This window comes from Streptomyces sp. CC224B (assembly GCF_030010595.1).
In the GTDB taxonomy this organism is placed as follows: Bacteria; Actinomycetota; Actinomycetes; order Streptomycetales; family Streptomycetaceae; genus Streptomyces; species Streptomyces longispororuber.
In genome coordinates this window covers 1-17,670 of record NZ_JASCXL010000013.1, presented here as the reverse complement: position 1 = coordinate 17,670, position 17,670 = coordinate 1, and the positions used below count along the sequence as shown (strand labels likewise).

General features: G+C 75.2%; 17 protein-coding genes. 9 read left to right on the top strand and 8 right to left on the bottom strand.

Annotated elements, in window-relative coordinates:
- Nucleotides 1–60 precede the first annotated feature (60 nt).
- Nucleotides 61–474, top strand: a complete 414-nt coding sequence (locus QK440_RS07685) for a MarR family transcriptional regulator (RefSeq protein ID WP_282792297.1) — start codon at nt 61–63, stop codon at nt 472–474.
- A gap of 75 nt (nt 475–549) precedes the next feature.
- Here QK440_RS07685 and QK440_RS07680 read toward each other — a convergent pair whose 3' ends face one another.
- The 3 genes from QK440_RS07680 to QK440_RS07670 all read right to left on the bottom strand — a co-directional run bounded on the left by QK440_RS07680 (nt 550) and on the right by QK440_RS07670 (nt 4,068).
- Nucleotides 550–1,992, bottom strand: coding sequence for a lipase maturation factor family protein (locus QK440_RS07680; protein ID WP_282792228.1), 1,443 nt, complete (start codon nt 1,990–1,992; stop codon nt 550–552).
- Between the two features lie 166 nt (nt 1,993–2,158).
- Nucleotides 2,159–2,851 (bottom strand): response regulator transcription factor, encoded by a 693-nt coding sequence (locus QK440_RS07675; protein WP_282792296.1) that lies wholly within the window; start codon nt 2,849–2,851, stop codon nt 2,159–2,161.
- Between the two features lie 5 nt (nt 2,852–2,856).
- A complete protein-coding gene (locus QK440_RS07670) occupies nt 2,857–4,068 on the bottom strand; it encodes a histidine kinase (RefSeq protein WP_282792227.1) in 1,212 nt (403 codons plus the stop codon).
- Between the two features lie 134 nt (nt 4,069–4,202).
- Here QK440_RS07670 and QK440_RS07665 point away from each other — a divergent pair, with 134 nt between their 5' ends.
- The 5 genes from QK440_RS07665 to QK440_RS07645 all read left to right on the top strand — a co-directional run bounded on the left by QK440_RS07665 (nt 4,203) and on the right by QK440_RS07645 (nt 10,498).
- Nucleotides 4,203–5,111: an ATP-binding cassette domain-containing protein gene (locus QK440_RS07665; RefSeq protein WP_282792226.1), complete on the top strand. Its 909-nt coding sequence runs from the start codon at nt 4,203–4,205 to the stop codon at nt 5,109–5,111.
- Nucleotides 5,108–6,025 carry an ABC transporter permease subunit gene (locus QK440_RS07660; RefSeq protein WP_282792225.1) on the top strand — a complete coding sequence of 306 codons (918 nt, stop codon included), beginning with the start codon at nt 5,108–5,110 and terminating at the stop codon, nt 6,023–6,025. The genes QK440_RS07665 and QK440_RS07660 overlap by 4 nt, the downstream gene beginning before the upstream one ends.
- Nucleotides 6,026–6,243: 218 nt before the next feature.
- Nucleotides 6,244–7,359, top strand: a complete 1,116-nt coding sequence (locus QK440_RS07655) for a DUF6777 domain-containing protein (RefSeq protein WP_282792224.1) — start codon at nt 6,244–6,246, stop codon at nt 7,357–7,359.
- Between the two features lie 65 nt (nt 7,360–7,424).
- The gene (locus QK440_RS07650) at nt 7,425–9,533 is read left to right on the top strand and encodes a SpoIIE family protein phosphatase (protein WP_282792223.1); all 2,109 of its coding nucleotides are present in this window, start codon (nt 7,425–7,427) and stop codon (nt 9,531–9,533) included.
- A 74-nt stretch (nt 9,534–9,607) separates the two neighbouring features.
- Nucleotides 9,608–10,498 (top strand): RNA polymerase sigma-70 factor, encoded by an 891-nt coding sequence (locus tag QK440_RS07645; RefSeq protein WP_282792222.1) that lies wholly within the window; start codon nt 9,608–9,610, stop codon nt 10,496–10,498.
- A gap of 105 nt (nt 10,499–10,603) precedes the next feature.
- On the opposite strand, the gene QK440_RS07640 is transcribed toward QK440_RS07645, so the two are convergent.
- Nucleotides 10,604–10,789 carry a hypothetical protein gene (locus QK440_RS07640; RefSeq protein ID WP_282792221.1) on the bottom strand — a complete coding sequence of 62 codons (186 nt, stop codon included), beginning with the start codon at nt 10,787–10,789 and terminating at the stop codon, nt 10,604–10,606.
- Between the two features lie 177 nt (nt 10,790–10,966).
- Between QK440_RS07640 and QK440_RS07635 the strand changes: the two genes are divergently transcribed.
- Complete coding sequence (locus QK440_RS07635) at nt 10,967–11,827, top strand: DNA-formamidopyrimidine glycosylase family protein (protein ID WP_282792220.1); 861 nt, start codon at nt 10,967–10,969, stop codon at nt 11,825–11,827.
- A gap of 18 nt (nt 11,828–11,845) precedes the next feature.
- Here the strand turns inward: QK440_RS07635 and QK440_RS07630 are convergent, their stop codons facing one another.
- Nucleotides 11,846–12,475 (bottom strand): zf-HC2 domain-containing protein, encoded by a 630-nt coding sequence (locus tag QK440_RS07630; RefSeq protein ID WP_282792219.1) that lies wholly within the window; start codon nt 12,473–12,475, stop codon nt 11,846–11,848.
- Nucleotides 12,476–12,642: 167 nt separating this feature from the next.
- Nucleotides 12,643–13,158 (bottom strand): hypothetical protein, encoded by a 516-nt coding sequence (locus QK440_RS07625; protein WP_282792218.1) that lies wholly within the window; start codon nt 13,156–13,158, stop codon nt 12,643–12,645.
- A 297-nt stretch (nt 13,159–13,455) separates the two neighbouring features.
- Here QK440_RS07625 and QK440_RS07620 point away from each other — a divergent pair, with 297 nt between their 5' ends.
- Both QK440_RS07620 and QK440_RS07615 read left to right on the top strand, forming a co-directional pair.
- On the top strand, nt 13,456–14,742 hold the full coding sequence (locus QK440_RS07620) for a CapA family protein (protein ID WP_282792217.1): 1,287 nt from the start codon (nt 13,456–13,458) through the stop codon (nt 14,740–14,742).
- A gap of 314 nt (nt 14,743–15,056) precedes the next feature.
- The gene (locus tag QK440_RS07615; protein ID WP_282792216.1) at nt 15,057–15,269 is read left to right on the top strand and encodes a hypothetical protein; all 213 of its coding nucleotides are present in this window, start codon (nt 15,057–15,059) and stop codon (nt 15,267–15,269) included.
- Between the two features lie 15 nt (nt 15,270–15,284).
- On the opposite strand, the gene QK440_RS07610 is transcribed toward QK440_RS07615, so the two are convergent.
- Nucleotides 15,285–16,718, bottom strand: coding sequence for an amino acid permease (locus QK440_RS07610; protein WP_282792295.1), 1,434 nt, complete (start codon nt 16,716–16,718; stop codon nt 15,285–15,287).
- Between the two features lie 91 nt (nt 16,719–16,809).
- A complete protein-coding gene (locus tag QK440_RS07605) occupies nt 16,810–17,292 on the bottom strand; it encodes a universal stress protein (RefSeq protein ID WP_282792215.1) in 483 nt (160 codons plus the stop codon).
- Nucleotides 17,293–17,670: the final 378 nt, after the last annotated feature.

Genomic DNA, 17,670 nt, shown 5'->3' with positions numbered 1-17,670 from the left:
GCCCCCGACGGGCCGCTCGCCCCCGACGACCTCGCCCGCCGCCTCACCGAGGTCTTCGACCTGGTGGGCCCCCTGTACCGGCGCGTGCAGCGCGCTGTGGAGCAGGCCGAGCCGATCGAGGGCCTGTCCGTCGGCGTGCGCGCGGTCCTCGACCTGCTGCACCGGCACGGGCCCATGACGGTCCCGCAGATGGGCCGCGCCCAGTCGCTGAGCCGTCAGTTCGTCCAGCGCATGGTCAACGACGCGGCCGCGCGCGACCTCGTCGCGATCACGCCGAACCCCGCCCACCGGCGGTCCTCCCTGATCCGGCTCACCCCGGCGGGCCAGGAGGCGATCGCCGCCGCCACCGCCCGCGAACACGCCGTCATGCGCCAGGTGCGCGGCGACCTCACCGACGCCGACGTCACGGCGTGCCTCCATGTGCTGACGCGGATGCTCGAGGTCTTCGACGGCGTCGACGTCGACGCCGACTGAGGCCCGGTGGGGCTGCGCGGGACGTCGCCCCCTCCCGCGAGCGGCGCGTGACCGCGGCCGGTCCCCCCGGGGGGCCTACGACGCCCGCCGCCCGGCCGCGTCGAGCCGTGTCGGTGGCAGGAACTCCCGTACGTACGTCCGCTCCCAGTACGCGCCCGTCTCGCGCCGCTCGCGCCACGTCGTGAAGCGGTAGCGGTACAGGCGGGCGCGCACGTACGCCGGGGGCTCGTCGGGGAAGGGGCAGTGGCGCAGCAGCCGGAGCGTGTCCCGGTCGCCCTCCAGGAGCCGCTCCACCAGCGGGCCGAACCACGCGCGGGCGTAGGCGGGGGAGAGCCCGGCGAACCACATCAGCCAGTCGAGCCGCAGGTGGTACGGGGCGAACTGGCGCGGCCGGCGGCGCGGGTCGCCGGGCTTGCCCTTGAACGCGTACTCCCGCCACACGGAGTCCTGCCGGGGCACCGGGTCGGCCGTGCCCTCGATCACCACCTCCTGCCGGACCCGGCTGACGCTGCCGAACGCGCCGTAGGTGTTGACCAGGTGCAGCGCGTCGAAGGAGGTGTTCATGACCTGCCGCCGCGACAGCATGTTGCGCACCGGCCGGTAACTCAGGACGAGGACCAGCACCGTGACGGCGACGACCAGGACCTCGTACCACAGCGGGGGAGCGGCGAGCGGCGACGGCGGGTCCGCCGCGTCGCCGAGCAGCAGCCGGAAGTCGACGGCCGACAGCGCGAGCAGGATCGTCAGCCAGTTCAGCCAGGCGAAGTTGCCGGACAGGACCAGCCAGAGCTGGGTGACGGCCATCAGGCAGGCCGCGCCGGTGGCGACGGGCTGCGGGGTGAAGAGCAGGAACGGGACGGCGAGTTGGGTGACGTGGTTGGCGGCCGTCTCCACGCGGTGCAGCGGGCGCGGCAGCCGGTGGAAGTACCAGCTCAGCGGCCCCGGCATCGGCTGGGTCTCGTGGTGGTAGTACAGGCAGGTGAGCGAGCGCCAGCAGGCGTCCCCGCGCATCTTGATCAGCCCCGCCCCGAACTCGACGCGGAACAGCACCCAGCGCAGCAGGAACAGCACCAGGACGGGCGGCGCCACGTCGTCGCCCGCGAGGAACACCGCGAGGAAGCCGACCTCCAGGAGCAGCGACTCCCAGCCGAAGGAGTACCAGGTCTGGCCGACGTTCACGACGGACTGGTACAGCAGCCACGGCACCAGCCACAGCGCCATCGCCGCCCCCAGCGGCAGCCACCCGTCCACGCCCGCGAGCAGCGCCGTCGACACCGCGCAGCCCGCCCAGGCGCACCCGGCGAAGAGCCGGTCGGAGTAGCGCCACTGGAACAGGCTCGGCGCCGCGCGGAACGGCACCCGCGCCACGTACCGGGGCACCGGCAGCATGCCGCGCTCACCGATGAGCGGGCGGAACTGGAGGGCCGCGCCGAGGAAGGCGACGAGGTAGAGCGCGGCGAGCCCGCGCTGGAAGACCAGGCGGCTGAACCAGTACCCGTCCGCCGTGAACCACTCCACGCCCCCCATTGTGACGCCGGGCGCGCCCACGGACCCGCCGGGCACCGCACCGCGCCGGAGCAGCCGCCGGGCACCGCACCGCGCCACGGCAGTCGCGGAGTACCGCACGCCCCGCACGCCCCGCCGCCCCGGCAGCCGCCCACCCGCCGAGCGGCCGCGCCCGGAGCTAGGGCGTCACAAGCCCCGCCTCGTACGCGATGATCACCAGCTGCACGCGGTCGCGCGCCCCCAGCTTGGCCAGCAGCCGCGTCACGTACGTCTTCGCGGTGGCGACGCTGATCGTCAGCCGGTCGGCGATCTCGGCGTTGGTCAGGCCGGCGCCGACCAGTGCGAGGACCTCGCGCTCCCGCCCGGTGACGCCGGTGACCTCCCGCGACGGCGCCGCCGGGCGCGGGCGGCCCGCGAACTCCTTGATCAGGCGGCCTGTGACGCTCGGCGCGAGCAGCCCGTCCCCTGTCGCGACGACCCGCACCGCGCCCAGGATGTCGTCGAGCGCCATGTCCTTCACCAGGAACCCGGACGCCCCGGCGCGCAGCGCCCCGTACACGTAGTCGTCGTCATCGAACGTCGTCAGGACGACCACGCGGGCGGCGGCGCCGTCGGCGACGAGCCGGCGGGTGGCCTCGATGCCGTCCATGCCCGGCATGCGGATGTCCATCACCACGACGTCCGGCGCCAGTTCCCGCGCCAGCCGCACCGCCTCGGCGCCGTCCCCGGCCTCGCCGACGACCTCCAGGTCCCCGGTCTCCGCCATCACCATGGTCAGAGCCGTCCGCACCAGCGGCTGGTCGTCCGCGAGCAGCACCCGGACCGGCGGCGGGCCGCCCCCGGGAGCCGACGCCGGACCCGGCGCCGTCATCGGGGTCATCGGACCGGCTCCGGGACCGGCAGGCGGGCCGCGACGCGGAAGCCGCCGCCCGGGCAGGGCCGGGCGGAGAACTCGCCGTGCAGCAGGCTCACCCGCTCCCGCATGCCGAGCAGCCCGTACCCGGTGCCCCGGCTCCCGCCCGTGCCGCCGGGCCGCCCCTCGTCGAGGACCTCGATCCGCAGCTCCTTGCCGCGCCGCTCCACCGTGACCTGGCAGGAGTCGGTGCCCGCGTGCCGCACCACGTTGGTCACCGCCTCCTGGACGATCCGGTACGCGGACACGTCCACCTCCGGCGGCAGCGGCCCGGGCGTCCCGAGCCAGCGCACGTGGACGCGTACCCCGGCGGCCGTCGTCCGCGCGGCGAGCCGGTTGACGTCCGCGAGGCCGGGGCTCGGGGGCGGCGGCGCCGTCGCGGAGACCTCGCCCGGCGCGGCCCCGCGGAGCGCGCCGAGCATCCGGCGCAGGCCCGACAGGGTCTCGCGGCTCGCCGTCTCCACCGCGCCGAGCGCGTCGCGCGCCAGCTCGGGCCGGGTGTCGATGACGCGGCGCGCGGCCCCGGCCTGGAGGGCGACGATGCCGATGGTGTGCGCGACCATGTCGTGCAGCTCGCGGGCGATCCGCAGCCGCTCGGCGGTGACCGCCTGCGCGGCCGCCTGGGCGCGCAGTTGCCCGGCGTGCGCCCGGGACTCGTGCGTCGCCCGGCCGAGCAGCCAGGCGATGACGGCGGTGAGCGCGACGGTCAGCTCGGCGGAGGTGCCGACCACCCAGCCGCTCAGGAGCCGCACCGTCAGATACGCGGCCAGCGTGGACAGCGCCATCGCGAGCGCCGCGGCTCCGGTCCGCCGCGGCCGGGACGCCGCGACGCAGTACAGGGCGACGTCGACCGCGAGGAACTGCAGCAGCGGGATCTCGGCCACGCTCAGCGGCGTCGAGCCCAGGGCGGCCCCGGCGAGCAGCAGCGCGAGCGCGGGCAGCGGCCGCCGCTCCAGGCGGACGCACCCCAGGAGGGTCACGGCCGTGGCGGCGGCGAGCGTCAGCAGGCCGTCCCACCGGAACAGCAGCACGCTCGGCCACACCGAGGGCTGCGACTCGCCCGGCAGCCGGAACCGGAACAGCAGGCTGAGCGCCGACCCCGCGCACCAGGCGAGCGCCATCCAGGCGGCCGGTGACAGGCGCTTGAGCAGGGGCGGAGCCGGTGTCGCGGACATGCCCGGAAGCGTAGCGGGGTGATCGGCGTCGGGCATCGGACCAGGGGTGTACACCCACGGTCGACACCGGGGCCCGGCAACTGTCGGCGCCGGTCGGATGCCCGGGGCGCCCCGCCCCCGGCACCGTGGACGGCATGATCGACGTCAACGCCCTGACGAAGCGGTACGGCGGCACCACGGCCGTCGACGCGCTGACCTTCACCGTGCGGCCCGGCCGCGTGACCGGCTTCCTCGGCCCGAACGGCGCGGGCAAGTCCACCACCCTGCGCCTGATCCTCGGCCTCAACGACCCCACCGGCGGCACCGTCACCGTCGGCGGCCGCCCCTTCCGCGACCGGCCGCGCGGCCTGCGCCACGTCGGCGCGCTGCTCGACGCGGCGGACGTGCACGGCGGGCGCACCGCCGCCGCGCACCTGTCCGTGCTCGCCCGCTCCAACCGCATCCCGCCCCGCCGCGTCACGGAGGTCCTCGCCGACGTCGGGCTCGCCGCCGCGGCCCGGCGCCGCGTCGCCGGCTTCTCGCTCGGCATGAAGCAGCGCCTGGGCATCGCCGCCGCGCTGCTCGGCGACCCGCCCGTGCTGCTCTTCGACGAACCCCTCAACGGGCTCGACCCGGAAGGGGTGTTGTGGGTGCGCGGCCTGTTCCGGCGCCTGGCCGACGAGGGGCGCACCGTGTTCGTCTCCAGCCATCTGATGTCGGAGATGGAGAACACCGCCGACGAACTGGTCGTCATCGGCCGCGGGCGGCTGATCGCGGCGGAGAGCCTCGCCGCGTTCGCCGCCCGGGGCACCGGCGCGGGCGTCACCGTCAGCTCGCCCGGGGCGGCCGCCCTCGCCGACGTCCTGACCGCCGAGGGCGCGACGGTCCGGCGCCACGGCGACCGGCTCGCCGTCACCGGCCTCGACGCCGCCCGGATCGGGGACCTCGCCTGCCGCCACGGCCTGCCGCTGCACCAACTCGCCACCCGTACCGCCTCGTTGGAGGACGCCTTCATGGAACTCACCGCCGACAGCGTCGACCACCGCGCGGGGGAGGGCCGATGACCACCGTCCCGCACACACCGAACACACCGAGCACACCGAACTCAGAGCACGCACCGCACGCACCGCACACGCCAGGGGCCACCGCCGCCCGCGCGGCCGAGGGACCCGACGAGCCCCGCCCCCGCTTCCGCGACCTGCTGGCCGCCGAGTGGCTGAAGCTGTGGTCGCTGCGGTCCACGCCGTGGGCGTACGCGGTCACCGTCCTCACCGTCGTCGGCTTCAACGCCGGTACCGCGTACGACACCTACCGCTACTGGACGTCCTACGACGACCGCGGCCGGGCCGACTTCGTCCGGGACGGCATCGCCCTGGCGGAGGCCTTCACCGCCAACGCCGCCATGCTGCTCGTGCTCGCGGCCGGTGCCCTGGGCGCCGCCGCCGTGGCCGGGGAGTACGGCTCGGGGCTGATGCGCACGACGTTCACCGCCGTGCCCGCGCGCGGCTCGGTCATGGCCGCCAAGGCTGCCGTGGTCACGGCGGTCACCACGGCCGTCGGCACGCTGACCGCGGTGGTGTCCTACGCCGTGACCCAGGCGATCCTGTCCCGGCGGGGCGTCGGGCTGCCCTTCGACCACCCGGGCGCGACCCGCCTCCTCGTGGCGTCCGCGCTGCTCATGCCGGTGGCGGCACTCACCGGCATGGCGCTCGGCACGCTGCTGCACCACCTGGGCACCACGATCGTGCTCACCGTGGTCACGCTCGTCCTGCTGCCCGCGGTCTTCAGCTCCGACCGCTACTGGTCGGCGCTCGTCGACCACACGCTCCCGTACGAGGCGTGGCTGCGGCTCACCCAGCCCGCCACCTTCACCACCCCCCACCCGTGGTCGACGGGCGGCGCGTGGACGGTGTACGCGGCGTGGGCCCTCACGGCCTGCGTGGTGACGGTCGTGGGGGCGCGGCACCGGGATCCGTGAACAAACGGGTGCCGCGGCCGGTGCCGCGGTCGGCGCGGGCCCGTGCCCGCAGGCTGCTCTTTCCGCTTGCGAGGGGGGGCTTCCTGCCCTTCCGGGGGGGGCGGGGCGGCGCTCCCTCCGCCCCCCGGGGGGCACGCCGCCGCTCCCTCCGCTTGCGGCCCGCCGCGCCCCGCGCCACACAGGAAGGGCACACGCCCGGCGAGAGGCAGGAGGCACCTGTGCGCGCACCGATCCGCACCTACGCGACGGCCCTGGCGATGTCCGCGGCCCTCACGGCCGCCGGGTGCTCGGCGGGCGGCGGCGAGGACGAGGCCGACGCCGGGCGCGAGCTGTTCCTGCAGCCCGTGGCCGCGCGGGGCCCCGACCCCTTCACCGCGTCGACGGCCGAGGCCGGGGCGAGCCCCGCGCCCGTCACCCGTTCGCCGCAGCCGTCGCCCACCGGCCCGGCCTCCCCGACCGGCCGGGGCCTGCGCTCCCTCGCGGGCGGCACCCCCGGCCTGTACGGCGGCACGCGCCGGCTCGGGAGCTGCGACGTCGGCCTCCAGGTCCGGTACCTGACCGCCGACCGCGCCAAGGCCCGGGCCTTCGCCAGGGCCGCGGGCGTCGCCCCGGACGGCGTGGCGGCGTATCTGCGCGGCCTCACCCCCGTCGTGCTGCGCGCCGACACCCGCGTCACCAACCACGGCTACCGCGACGGCCGCGCCACCGGCTACCAGGCCGTGCTCCAGGCGGGCACCGCCGTCCTCGTCGACGACCGCGGCCTGCCCCGGGTGCGCTGCGCCTGCGGCAACCCGCTGCGGCCGCCGGTCGCGTTCCGGCACGCGCCGCGCCACCGGGGCGACCCCTGGACCGGCTACCGGCCCGTGCAGGTCGTCGTCGTGACCCCGGCGCCCCGCCCGGTCACGCACCTCACGCTCGTCAACATCGTCGACAACACCTGGATCGAGCGCAGGACCGGCGACCACGACGCCGGCGACGACCGCCCCGTGCCGCCGCCGCAGCCGCACCCCACGCCCTCCACGGATTCCCCCGCCCCGGACCGGCGCAGCCCCGACGGGACCACACCGGACGAGCCACCCGAGGAGACCGGCGACGGACCGGACCCGGCCGACCCGGACACCGCGGAGTCCGGCACCAGCGAGTCCGGCACCACCGAGTCCGGCGACGGCACGGACACGCCGGACGGGGGCGACGACGGCACGGACACGGACACGGACACGCCCGGCGAGGGCACCACGTCCGGCGACTGCCCCACGTCGGACCCCGCGTCCCCCGAGGACACCGCCACCGCGTCCCCGTCCGGCTGCCCCACGGACCGCTCGGAGAGCCCGTGACCCCCTCCCGCCAGGGGCGACGCCGTCCACGTGCGACCGCGGCGGGGTGCGCCTAGCGTGGGCCCATGGACGCGGGCACGGAAGGTGTCGAAGCGGCGATGCGGCGCTGCTGCGGCGGCTCCGCGTCCGCCGCAGGCTGCTGTTTCCTCGCCACGTACGGGCCCGGCCTGGGCATGGGCAGCTTCGACTGGGACCTGGAGACCCGGGTGCTGCTCATGGACGACGAGGCCCTCGCACTGTTCGACCTGCGGCCCGAGGAGTTCGACAACCGGCCCGAGAGCCTCGCGCCCCGCGTGCTGCCCGTCGAGACCCACCGCATCGACAGCCAGGTCTCCCACGCCCTGAAGGACGGCAGCGTCGCCTACGGCACGTACTTCCGCGTCCGCCGCCGCGACGGCACGCTGCGCTGGACCCACACCCAGGGCCACATCCTGCGCGACGCCGGCGGACGGCCGCTGCGCATCGTCGGCATCGTGCGCGACGCCACCCGGGAGCTGAGCGACAGCACCGCGCACCGCGAGCGCGTCGAGGCCGAGGTGGACCGGCGCCGCCGCACGAGCATCGTGCGCAACACCACGGCGGCACTCGCCCACGCCCGCACCGTCGCCGACGTCATCGACGTCCTCAAGGACACCCACGGCCTGGCCAACCTGGGGGCCTCCAACATCGTCATGGGCCTCGTCGAGTCCGGGCGGATCCGCCTGGTCGCCGAGGGCCCCGCGGGCAGCTACGTGCCCGGCACCCGCGTGACCCGCGTCGACGAGCCGTACCCGATGAGCGAGACCGTACGCACCCTCGCCCCGCGCTTCATCGAGTCGCCGCGGGAGTTCGCCGAGTCCTACCCCGTCCTGTGGCCGCACATCGAGCACCTGGGCATCACGGCCGCCGCGTACCTGCCGCTGATCGCCCAGGCCCGCCCCATCGGCGCCCTCGGGCTGCTGTACCAGGACAAGACCGGCTTCACGGTGGAGGAGCGCAACGTCATCCTGGCGCTCGGCAGCGGCATCGCGCAGAGCCTCCAGCGCGCCATGTTCTACGAGCAGGAGAAGGACCTCGCCCAGAGCCTCCAGCAGGCGATGCTGCCACGCACCATCCCCGGCGTGCCCGGCGCCGACATCGCCGTGCGCTACCGCAGCGCCGCGCTCGGCCGCGACGTCGGCGGCGACTGGTACGACGTCATCCCGCTGCCCGCGGGCCGGGTCGGGGCGGTCATCGGCGACGTCCAGGGCCACGACACGCACGCCGCCGCCGTCATGGGCCAGCTCCGCATCGTGCTGCGCGCCTACGCCGCCGAGGGCCACACCCCGGCCACCGTCATGGCCCGCGCCTCCGGCTTCCTGCACGAGCTGGACACCGACCGCTTCGCCACCTGCCTGTACGCCGAGGCCGACCTGACCACCGGCGTGGTCCAGCTCGTGCGCGCCGGGCACATCGACCCGCTGCTGCGGCTCACCGACGGCTCCTGCCGCCGCGTCCCCGTCGACGGCGGCCTCCCGCTCGGCCTGTCCCACGAGTTCGGACGCCTCGACTACCCCGTCACCACCCTCGAACTCGACCCCGGCCACACCCTGCTCCTCTACACCGACGGCCTCGTCGAGGAACCCGGCACCGACCTCGACGACGGCACCCAGGCGCTGTCCGAACTCGTCTGCACCGGCCCGCACGACCTGGAGCGCCTCGCCGACCTGCTGTGCGGCCACGCCGACGACGGCCGGGGCGACGACGACGCGGCCCTGCTCCTGCTGCGCCGCCGCACCATGGACGCGCCGCGCTCCGGCGGACGGCTCCAGCAGCACGTCGCGCCGGGCGACCCCGAGGCGCTCACCGAGGCCCGGCACATGATCCGCGCGGCCGTCCGCGCCTGGGGCGCCCGGGGCCGCGCCGACGAGATCGAGCTGGCCGCCGACGAGCTGATCACCAACGCCCTCATGCACACCGACGGGCCCGCCATCGTGACCCTGCGCGTCGTCAGCGCCGCCGACCGCCGCCTCCGCGTCGACGTCGAGGACGCCTCCAGCGCCCTGCCCCGGCTGCGCGAGGCCTCCGAGGACGGCGTCTCCGGGCGGGGCCTGCTGCTGGTGGACCGGCTCGCGGACGTCTGGGGCGTGGACTCGCGGGGCGGCGGCAAGTGCGTGTGGTGCGAGTTCGTCGTCCCCACGCGCGGCACGGAGTGAACGGGATCACAGCCCCCGGCTGTCACGGTCCGTCGGCGCGGGGTGTCTCCATGGGCGTCCAGGAGAGGAGACGCATGGCCGAGGACGCCTTCACCGAGCACCGCCCGCTGCTGTTCACCATCGCCTACGAGATGCTGGGCAGCGCCGCCGACGCCGAGGACGTGCTCCAGGAGAGCTATCTGCGCTGGAGCGCCGTCGACCCGGAAGAGGTCGAGCACCCGCGGGCCTACCTGGTCCGCGTGGTGACCCGGCAGGCCCTCAACCACCGGCGCGCGGTCCGGGCCCGGCGCGAGGACTACGTCGGCACATGGCTGCCCGAGCCGATCCGCACCGCGCCCGACGTGAGCGACGACGCGGTCCTCGCCGAGTCGGTGTCGATGGCCATGCTGCTCGTCCTGGAGACGCTGAACCCCACCGAGCGCGCCGTGTTCGTGCTGCACGACGTGTTCGGCTACACCCACGGGGAGATCGCCGCCTCGATCGGCAGGAACGAGGCCGCCGTACGGCAGATCGCGCACCGCGCGCGCCGGCACGTGCACGCGCGGCGCCGCCGCTTCGCGCCCGACTCCGCCGCGAGCCGCGAGGTCGTCCGGCGGTTCCTGCACGCGGCGGCCACCGGCGAGGTGCAGACGCTGATGGACCTGCTGGCGCCCGACGCCGTGCAGCTCTCCGACGGCGGCGGGAAGGCCGTCGCGGCGCGCCGCCCCCTCACCGGCCGCGCCGACATCGCCCGCTTCGTCCTGCGCGTGCTGCGCTCCACCACCGAGGACACCCGGATCGAGTACGCCACCTACAACGGCATGCCCGCGGCCCGGTTCGTCACCGGCGCCGCGCTCGACTGGCTCGTCGCCTTCGAGGTCCACGACGGGCGGATCACCGGCCTGTACGGCGTCCGCAACCCGGACAAGCTGCACCGCGCCGAGCACGTGCTGCCCCTCGACCGGGGCGGGCGCCGACCGCGCTGAACGCCGGCCCCCGGGCGCGCCGGAGCCCCGTACCGAACCGGCTCGGTACGGGGCTCCGGTGGGACAGACAGACAGACAGACTCGCGTGCGTCAGGACAGACCGTTTCAGGACTGGAGGCGGTCCCGCGCGTCGTCCGCGGCGTCGCGGGCCCGGTCCCGGCCCTGCTGGCCGCGCTCCCGGGCGCGGTCCTCGACCTGGCGGCGGCGGTCGGAGGTCTCGTTCTGACCGCCCTTGCGCGCCTTCTCCTTGAGCTGCTCGGCCTTGCCCTGGAACTGGTCCTTGATGCCCACGATGATCTCCTTCGGTCGGTGGTGGGATCTCGTCAAGGTTCACGCGCGGCGGCGCCGGGCGCATGCCGAACGCTTACGCACCGTGTTCGCCGCAGGTCGGGACCGTGATCGCGGATGCGGTGGACAGCCGGTGGCGCCAGGATGCACTCGGGGGTCCGACGCGAAGCGAGGTGCGTGATGCCGGAGCTGCCGGAGGTGGAGGCGGTACGGGAGTTCCTGGCCGGGGAACTGGTCGGGCACGAGGTCGTCCGCGTGCTGCCGGTCGCCGTGAGCGTCCTGAAGACGTACGACCCCCCGGTGACGGCGCTCGAAGGCCGCCGGGTGACGGGCGTGGCCCGGCACGGCAAGTTCCTCGCCGTCGACGCGGAAGGCCTGTGGCTGGTCACCCACCTGGCGCGGGCGGGCTGGCTGCGCTGGCAGGACCCGCTGCCGGGCGGCGTCCCCCGGCCCGGCAGGGGCCCGCTGGCGCTGCGCGTGGCCCTGGAGACCGGCGCGGGCTTCGACCTCACCGAGGCGGGCACGCAGAAGCGCCTCGCGGTGTACGTGACGGACGAGCCCGCGGCGCTGCCCGGCATCGCCCGCCTGGGCCCCGACCCGCTGGCGGCCGACTTCACCGAGGAGCGCCTCGCCGAGCTGCTCGGCGCGGAACGGCGGCAGCTCAAGGGCGCGTTGCGCGACCAGAGCCTGATCGCGGGCATCGGCAACGCCTACAGCGACGAGATCCTGCACGCGGCCCGCATGTCGCCGTTCAAGCTCGCGCACCGCCTCACGCCCGAGGAGACCGGCCGCCTGTACGCGGCGCTGCGCTCCACCCTCACCGAGGCCGTGGCCCGCTCGCGCGGCCTGGCCGCCGCGCGCCTGAAGGCGGAGAAGAAGTCGGGGCTGCGGGTCCACGGCCGCGCGGGCGAGCCGTGCCCGGTGTGCGGCGACACCATCCGCGAGGTCTCCTTCGCCGACTCCTCCCTCCAGTACTGCCCGACGTGCCAGACCGGCGGCAAACCCCTCGCGGACCGCCGCCTGTCCCGGCTCCTGAAGTGACCCGGGGCCGCCCCGGGGTCACCGGGGGCGGAGCGTGAGCAGGCGGGCGCCGCCCGCGCCGCGTACCTCGAACCGGTCGATGCGGTCCGGGCGCAGCGCCGTACCCCCGTGCGTCGCCAGCGGCCGCCCCGGGGCCCGCCACGTCGTCACCGTCTCCTCGGCACCGTCGCGGCCGACGGCCACGAGCACGCACACCCCCCGCCGCGCCGGGTCCCGCACCCGCAGGACGGCCTCCGTGCCCCAGGCGCGCTCCCGCGCGGTCAGCGCGGCGGACATCCCGCCCCGGGAACCGGCCGCGGCCAGGCGCGCGGGGGCGGCGCCGTCCGGGGCCAGCACGGCCGCCGCGGGCGCGGCGACGGCGAGCACCGCGCCGACGGCGAGGGCACCGAGCCACTGCCTGCGGCGCACCCGGCGGGCGTGCGCGGCGGCGGTGAGGAGCCGGCCGAGGAGGGCGGGGCCGGGGGCCGGGGGTTCGGGGAGGGCGCACCGGTGCGCGTGCAGCAGCCGTACGGGCGGGGCGAGTTCGGCGAGGCGGGCGCGGCAGGCCGGGCAGTCCACGAGGTGGTCCTCGAAGCGGAACGCGTCCGCCGCGTCGAGGACGCCGAGCGCGTACGCTCCGGCGTCGTGGTGCCGCTCCAGGGACCTCATGGCGTTCCTTGTCGGTGAGGGTGTTCCGCACCCTCCCGTACGGATCCGGCCACCCGCGCGCTCAACGCGGAGGGCGGAACGCTCCCGCGCTCCACGCCGACGGCCGAACGCCCGCGCGCTCAACGCGGGCGGCGGAACGCCGCAGGGCGCGTCCGGGCGTGGCCGGTTCAGAAGAGCTGGATTGCCAAGTGGCCGAGCGGCAGGCCCAGTTGCCAGGCCGGGGTCCACACCTTCGGTACGTCGTCCTCGCCCGGCCCCGGCCCGCCTCCCGGCACCGCGTCCAGGTCGGGGGCGAGCAGCTCGGTCTCCTCGAGCCAGCGCCACGCCGCCTCGGCGAGCACCAGGTCCGGCGCGGGCCCGCGCGCGGCCGCCGCGTCGGCGGCGAGCCCGTCCAGGCGCTCGCGCACCCAGTCCTGCCAGGCTCTGTCGTGGGCCGTCAGGGTCAGCCACGTCTCGAGCTGCGAGACCACGCGGATGCCGGACAGCTCGCCGCGCGTGTCCGACAGGAAGACCGTCAGCGCGAGCGCGTCCCGCCCCGCCCGGTACTCGAACGACGTCGGCGGCATCAGGTCCCCGGTGCGCAGCACCTCGTCGGCGATGTACTCGGCGTACAGCCACGCCATGGGCACCGTCAGCTCGTCGCCGCTGGGGCCGCCGATACCGCCCGTGCTCTCGTGCAGCATCACGCTCCGCCTTCCAAGCTTCCTAGGCTTCGTGTACGCGTCACCGGCTTCTGGCCCCCCACCCGGAACACGGATGAGCCAACACGATGTCCCAATGGGGGTCCGAGGCAAGGCGCTTTACCGAGCCTTGACCCGTGGTGCGGTTTCGTCGCAGGTCGACGGCCGTGTGTTTTTCGGCTCACCACCCGCCATGGCAGGGCCCGATTCAGTGACCTCCGCGGCCTTGCTCCTTGACTGTCGCCTGTCTCCGTATCTGTATCGGTTTATCCGATTACCTCACCTACGGAAGACAGGGCGATGACACCACTGCACGACGGGCCGACGGCGCCATCCGACGACGCGCCGCCGGCTCCCCCGGGGGCCGGGCCCGCGGCGCGGCGCTCCCGGTCCACCGCCCCCGGCCCCCGGCCCCCGCGCCGCGTCCTGGTTCTCCTCGCTGTCGTGGTGGCCGCCGCCGCCACGGCCTGCGGCAGCGGACCGGAGCCCCGGCAGCCGGGGACCGACCGGCGGGCCTCGCCGGCCCTGTCCGCGGCGGGCGGCAGCACGAGCGCGGGCCGCCCCTTCACGCTCGTCGCCTCCGGGGACGTCCTGCCGCACGCCTCGATCATCCGCCAGGCGCAGGCCGACGCGGGCGGCGAGGGGTACGACTTCGCGCCGATGCTGGCGGGCGCCAAGCCCGTCGTCTCCCGCGCGGACCTGGCGATCTGCCACATGGAGACGGTCTACGGCGCGAACGGCGACTACACCGGCTACCCCACCTTCAAGTCCCCGCCGCAGGTCGCCGCCGGCCTCAAGGCGACGGGCTACGACGCCTGCTCCACCGCCTCCAACCACACCCTCGACGCCGGTACGGCCGGCATCCACCGCACCCTGACCGCGCTCGACGAGGCCGGGATCAAGCACGCCGGTTCGGGCCGCACCGCCACCGAGGGCCGCTCCCCGGCATGGCTGCGCGCCGGCGGCGCCAAGGTCGCCCAACTCGCCTACACGTACGGCACCAACGGCATCCCGCTGCCCGCGGACAAGCCGTGGTCGGTGAACCTCATCGACCGCGCGCGCATCCTCGCCGACGCCCGCGCGGCCCGCACGGCGGGCGCCGACGTGGTCGTCGTCTCGCTGCACTGGGGCACCGAGTGGCAGGACGAGCCGGACGCCCAGCAGGTGCGCCTCGGCCGGGAGCTCACCTCCGCGCGCACCGCCGGACGGCCCGACATCGACCTGATCCTCGGCACCCACGCCCACGTCCCGCAGGCGTACGAGAAGGTCAACGGCACCTGGATCGTCTACGGCATGGGCGACCAGATCGCGGGCGACATGATCAACCACGCGGGCGCCCAGGACCCGCGCGGCAACCAGGGCACCGTCGGCCGCTTCACCTTCGCGCCGCCCGCGGCCCCCGGCGGCCGCTGGAAGGTGGCGAAGGCCGAGTTCGTCCCGCACTGGTTCGACACGCGCGCCGGACGGGTCGTCAACCTCAACGCCGCGCTGGACCGCGGGGCCGACGTACGGGAGGTGCGCGACCGCATCCGCCGCGTCACGCTCAGCCGCGGAGCGGCCGGGGACGGCCTGGTGATGGGCAAGTGACACCGGGCCGCGTCCCGTCGCCCCCTGGCCGCCACCCCTGAGGGATGGGGCCCGGGGGGCGGTGTCCGGGACGCGGCCGCGCGGCCGCGCGGCGTATACGGCGCGCGGCGCACACGGCGCACGGCGCGGTCCGCGCCGCGCACGCTCCCTCGCTGCCGTACGCCCACCGGGAACCGCGCACTCCTGGGCATATCCGGCCAGCGACGGGCACTTCCCGTCAATCACCGGCAATCCCGCCGCCGTCCCGCCGGATCTCGGCTATCCAGGAAGGGCAAGGCTGGCGTCTGGTGCCACGCCCGAGGGGAGGCGTGCCGGTGGACCTGACCATCAACCTGGTGCTGCTGCTGGTCGTGATCGCCGTGCTGCGCCTGCGCGGGAAGTCGCTCCGCGGCCTGGCCGACGAGCGGCTGACCGTCCTCATCCTGCTCGTGCTGGCCGTCATGCTCGCCCCGACCGGCCTGGGGCGGGAGGTCCTGGACACCCTGGGCGACCTCGTGAGCGGCGTCCTGGACGCCCTCACCCCCTGACCGCACCCGCCACGGCTACCGGTCGCCGGGCGGCGCCGCCTTCGCCAGCTCCGACTTGCGGTACGAGTAGCCGAAGTACACGACCAGACCGAGCGCGAACCACACCGCGAACCGCGCCCACGTCTGCCACTCCAGGAACGTGATGAGCCAGATCGAGAAGACCACCCCGATCGCGGGCACCACCGGCATCCCCGGGCAGCGGAACGAGCGCGGCAGGTCCGGACGCCGGTAACGCAGGACGATCACCGCGACGCACACCACGACGAACGCCAGCAGGATGCCGATGTTGGTCAGCTCCGCCGCCTCGCCGATCGGCAGGAACCCGGCGATCAGCGCCGACGCGACGCCGACGATCCACGTCACCCGGGTCGGCACGTGCCGCGTCGCGTGGGTCTTCGCGAACCACTTCGGCAGCAGCCCGTCCCGGCTCATCGAGAACCACACACGCGTGCAGCCCAGCATGAACGTGAACATCACCGTGAGGATGCCGATGATCGCGCCCACCGCGATCACGTCCGCGAGCCCGCCGAGCCCCGCCGCCTTGAACGCCGAGGAGAAGCCGCTCTCCGGGTCGATGTCCTTGTAGTCCTGCATGCCCGTCAGGACCAGGCAGGCCAGCACGTACAGCACCATCGAGATCGCCAGCGAGTACAGGATCGCCTTCGGCATGTGGCGCTGGGCGTCCTTGGACTCCTCGGCCGCGGTGGACATGGCGTCGTAGCCGAAGACCGCGAAGAAGACGGTGGCCGCGCCCGTGAAGGCGCCGCTGACACCGAACGGGAGGAACGGCGAGTAGTTGCCCGTCTCGACGTGGAAGAAGCCGACGCCGATGACCAGGAGCACCACGAGGACCTTCAGGACCACGACGACCATCTCGAAGCGCGCCGCGTTCTTGATGCCCAGGGTGAGCAGATAGGCGATGAACAGGCACAGCAGCGCCGCGAACAGGTCGACCTTGTGGCCGTCGCCGGTGCCCGGCGCGCCCAGCATCCACGTCGGCAGCTCGGTGCCCATCTCGCCGAGGAGGAAGTTGAAGTACCCGGAGATGCCGATCGCGACCACCGCCACGATCGCCGTGTACTCCAGGAGCAGGTCCCAGCCGATGAACCAGCCCGCGAGCTCGCCGAGCACCGCGTAGCCGTAGGTGTAGGCCGACCCGGCCTTCGGGATCAGGCCCGCGAACTCCGCGTACGAGAACGCCGCCGCGGCGCTCGCGACGCCCGCGACGAGGAACGAGATCAGGACCGCGGGCCCGGCCTTCTCGTTGGCGACGGTGCCCGCCAGCGTGAAGATCCCCGCGCCGATGATGCCGCCCACCCCGATCGCGGTGAGCTGCCACAGGCCGAGGGTGCGGGTGAGCCCCGTGCCCGCCCCGCCCGCCTCGGTGTCCTCGATGTGCTCGATGGGCTTGCGGCGCAGCACGCCCCGCCCCACCCCTGGTCCGGCCATGAGCCCCACCTCTCCGCTGCTGACGGTCGGCTGCTGGCGGATCATGATGGCTCAGCCGCGGAGGGCGCGGAAGACGCCACGCGCCCCGGGTTTACGGCACGACCGTGACGGGCCAGCGCCCCGCCTTCACCAGGCGCACCGCCACGGAGCCGACGATGCGGTGGCCGGCCTGCTCGGAGGCGCCCACCACCACGGCGTCCGCGGTGAGCTCGTCGGCGGCGGCGACCAGGCCGTTGTAGGGGTCGCCGCGGAAGGTGTGGAACTCCCAGCGCACGTCGAATATGTCCTTCACGCGCTCCGCCGCGTCCCGGATCTCGGCGATCAGGCTCTCCGCGATCGCCTCGGTGGTGTCCGCGACCGGCGCGCCGAGCGCGGCGCCCGCCGCGAGGACCGGCTGCACGTACACGACGGCGAGCAGCGCCCGCTGGCGCCGGGCCAGACCCGCGGCGTAGGCCGCGGCGCGCAGCGAGGGGTCCGAACCGTCGACGCCGACGACGATCACCTTGGGGCCGTCGGTGCCGCGTTCGAACTGATGGGGCGCGGGGGACGGGTGCGGAGCGGGCTCTTCGGTCACGCTCCCGAGGCTATCGGAGCCCTCCGTTCCGCACTTCGGCGGCCTCCTGGCCCGACGCCCCCCGGTGCCTGACGGACCCCGTCGAGCAGCGGCGCCGCCGCACCGCGCGGCCGCTGCGCGCCGCCCCCGCTGGTCCGCCGCCGCTGGTCCGTCCCCGCCGGGCGCCCCGCGCGCCACCGCCGCACCTCTCCGCGGACCCGCCCCGAAATCCGCGCTGGTCCCATCGGGTGCATTCACGCGCCCCCGCAGTGTTGCTGAGACCCACGGGCCTTCCGCCATGCGAGGCATTAGTCATGAAAGACGATCAGATGCCTCCGGGGCGCCGCGCGCTGCTCCGCGGGGCCGCCGCCCTCGGCCTCGCGGCGGCCACCGGCTGCG

Bases quoted from the DNA above. Each gene is read 5' to 3' on its own strand.
- QK440_RS07675 (WP_282792296.1), bottom strand. From the start codon at position 2,851: ATGACGGCGCCGGGTCCGGCGTCGGCTCCCGGGGGCGGCCCGCCGCCG.
- QK440_RS07670 (WP_282792227.1), bottom strand. From the start codon at position 4,068: ATGTCCGCGACACCGGCTCCGCCCCTGCTCAAGCGCCTGTCACCGGCC.
- QK440_RS07665 (WP_282792226.1), top strand. From the start codon at position 4,203: ATGATCGACGTCAACGCCCTGACGAAGCGGTACGGCGGCACCACGGCC.
- QK440_RS07660 (WP_282792225.1), top strand. From the start codon at position 5,108: ATGACCACCGTCCCGCACACACCGAACACACCGAGCACACCGAACTCA.
- QK440_RS07650 (WP_282792223.1), top strand. From the start codon at position 7,425: ATGGACGCGGGCACGGAAGGTGTCGAAGCGGCGATGCGGCGCTGCTGC.
- QK440_RS07645 (WP_282792222.1), top strand. From the start codon at position 9,608: ATGGCCGAGGACGCCTTCACCGAGCACCGCCCGCTGCTGTTCACCATC.
- QK440_RS07635 (WP_282792220.1), top strand. From the start codon at position 10,967: ATGCCGGAGCTGCCGGAGGTGGAGGCGGTACGGGAGTTCCTGGCCGGG.
- QK440_RS07630 (WP_282792219.1), bottom strand. From the start codon at position 12,475: ATGAGGTCCCTGGAGCGGCACCACGACGCCGGAGCGTACGCGCTCGGC.
- QK440_RS07625 (WP_282792218.1), bottom strand. From the start codon at position 13,158: ATGCTGCACGAGAGCACGGGCGGTATCGGCGGCCCCAGCGGCGACGAG.
- QK440_RS07620 (WP_282792217.1), top strand. From the start codon at position 13,456: ATGACACCACTGCACGACGGGCCGACGGCGCCATCCGACGACGCGCCG.
- QK440_RS07610 (WP_282792295.1), bottom strand. From the start codon at position 16,718: ATGGCCGGACCAGGGGTGGGGCGGGGCGTGCTGCGCCGCAAGCCCATC.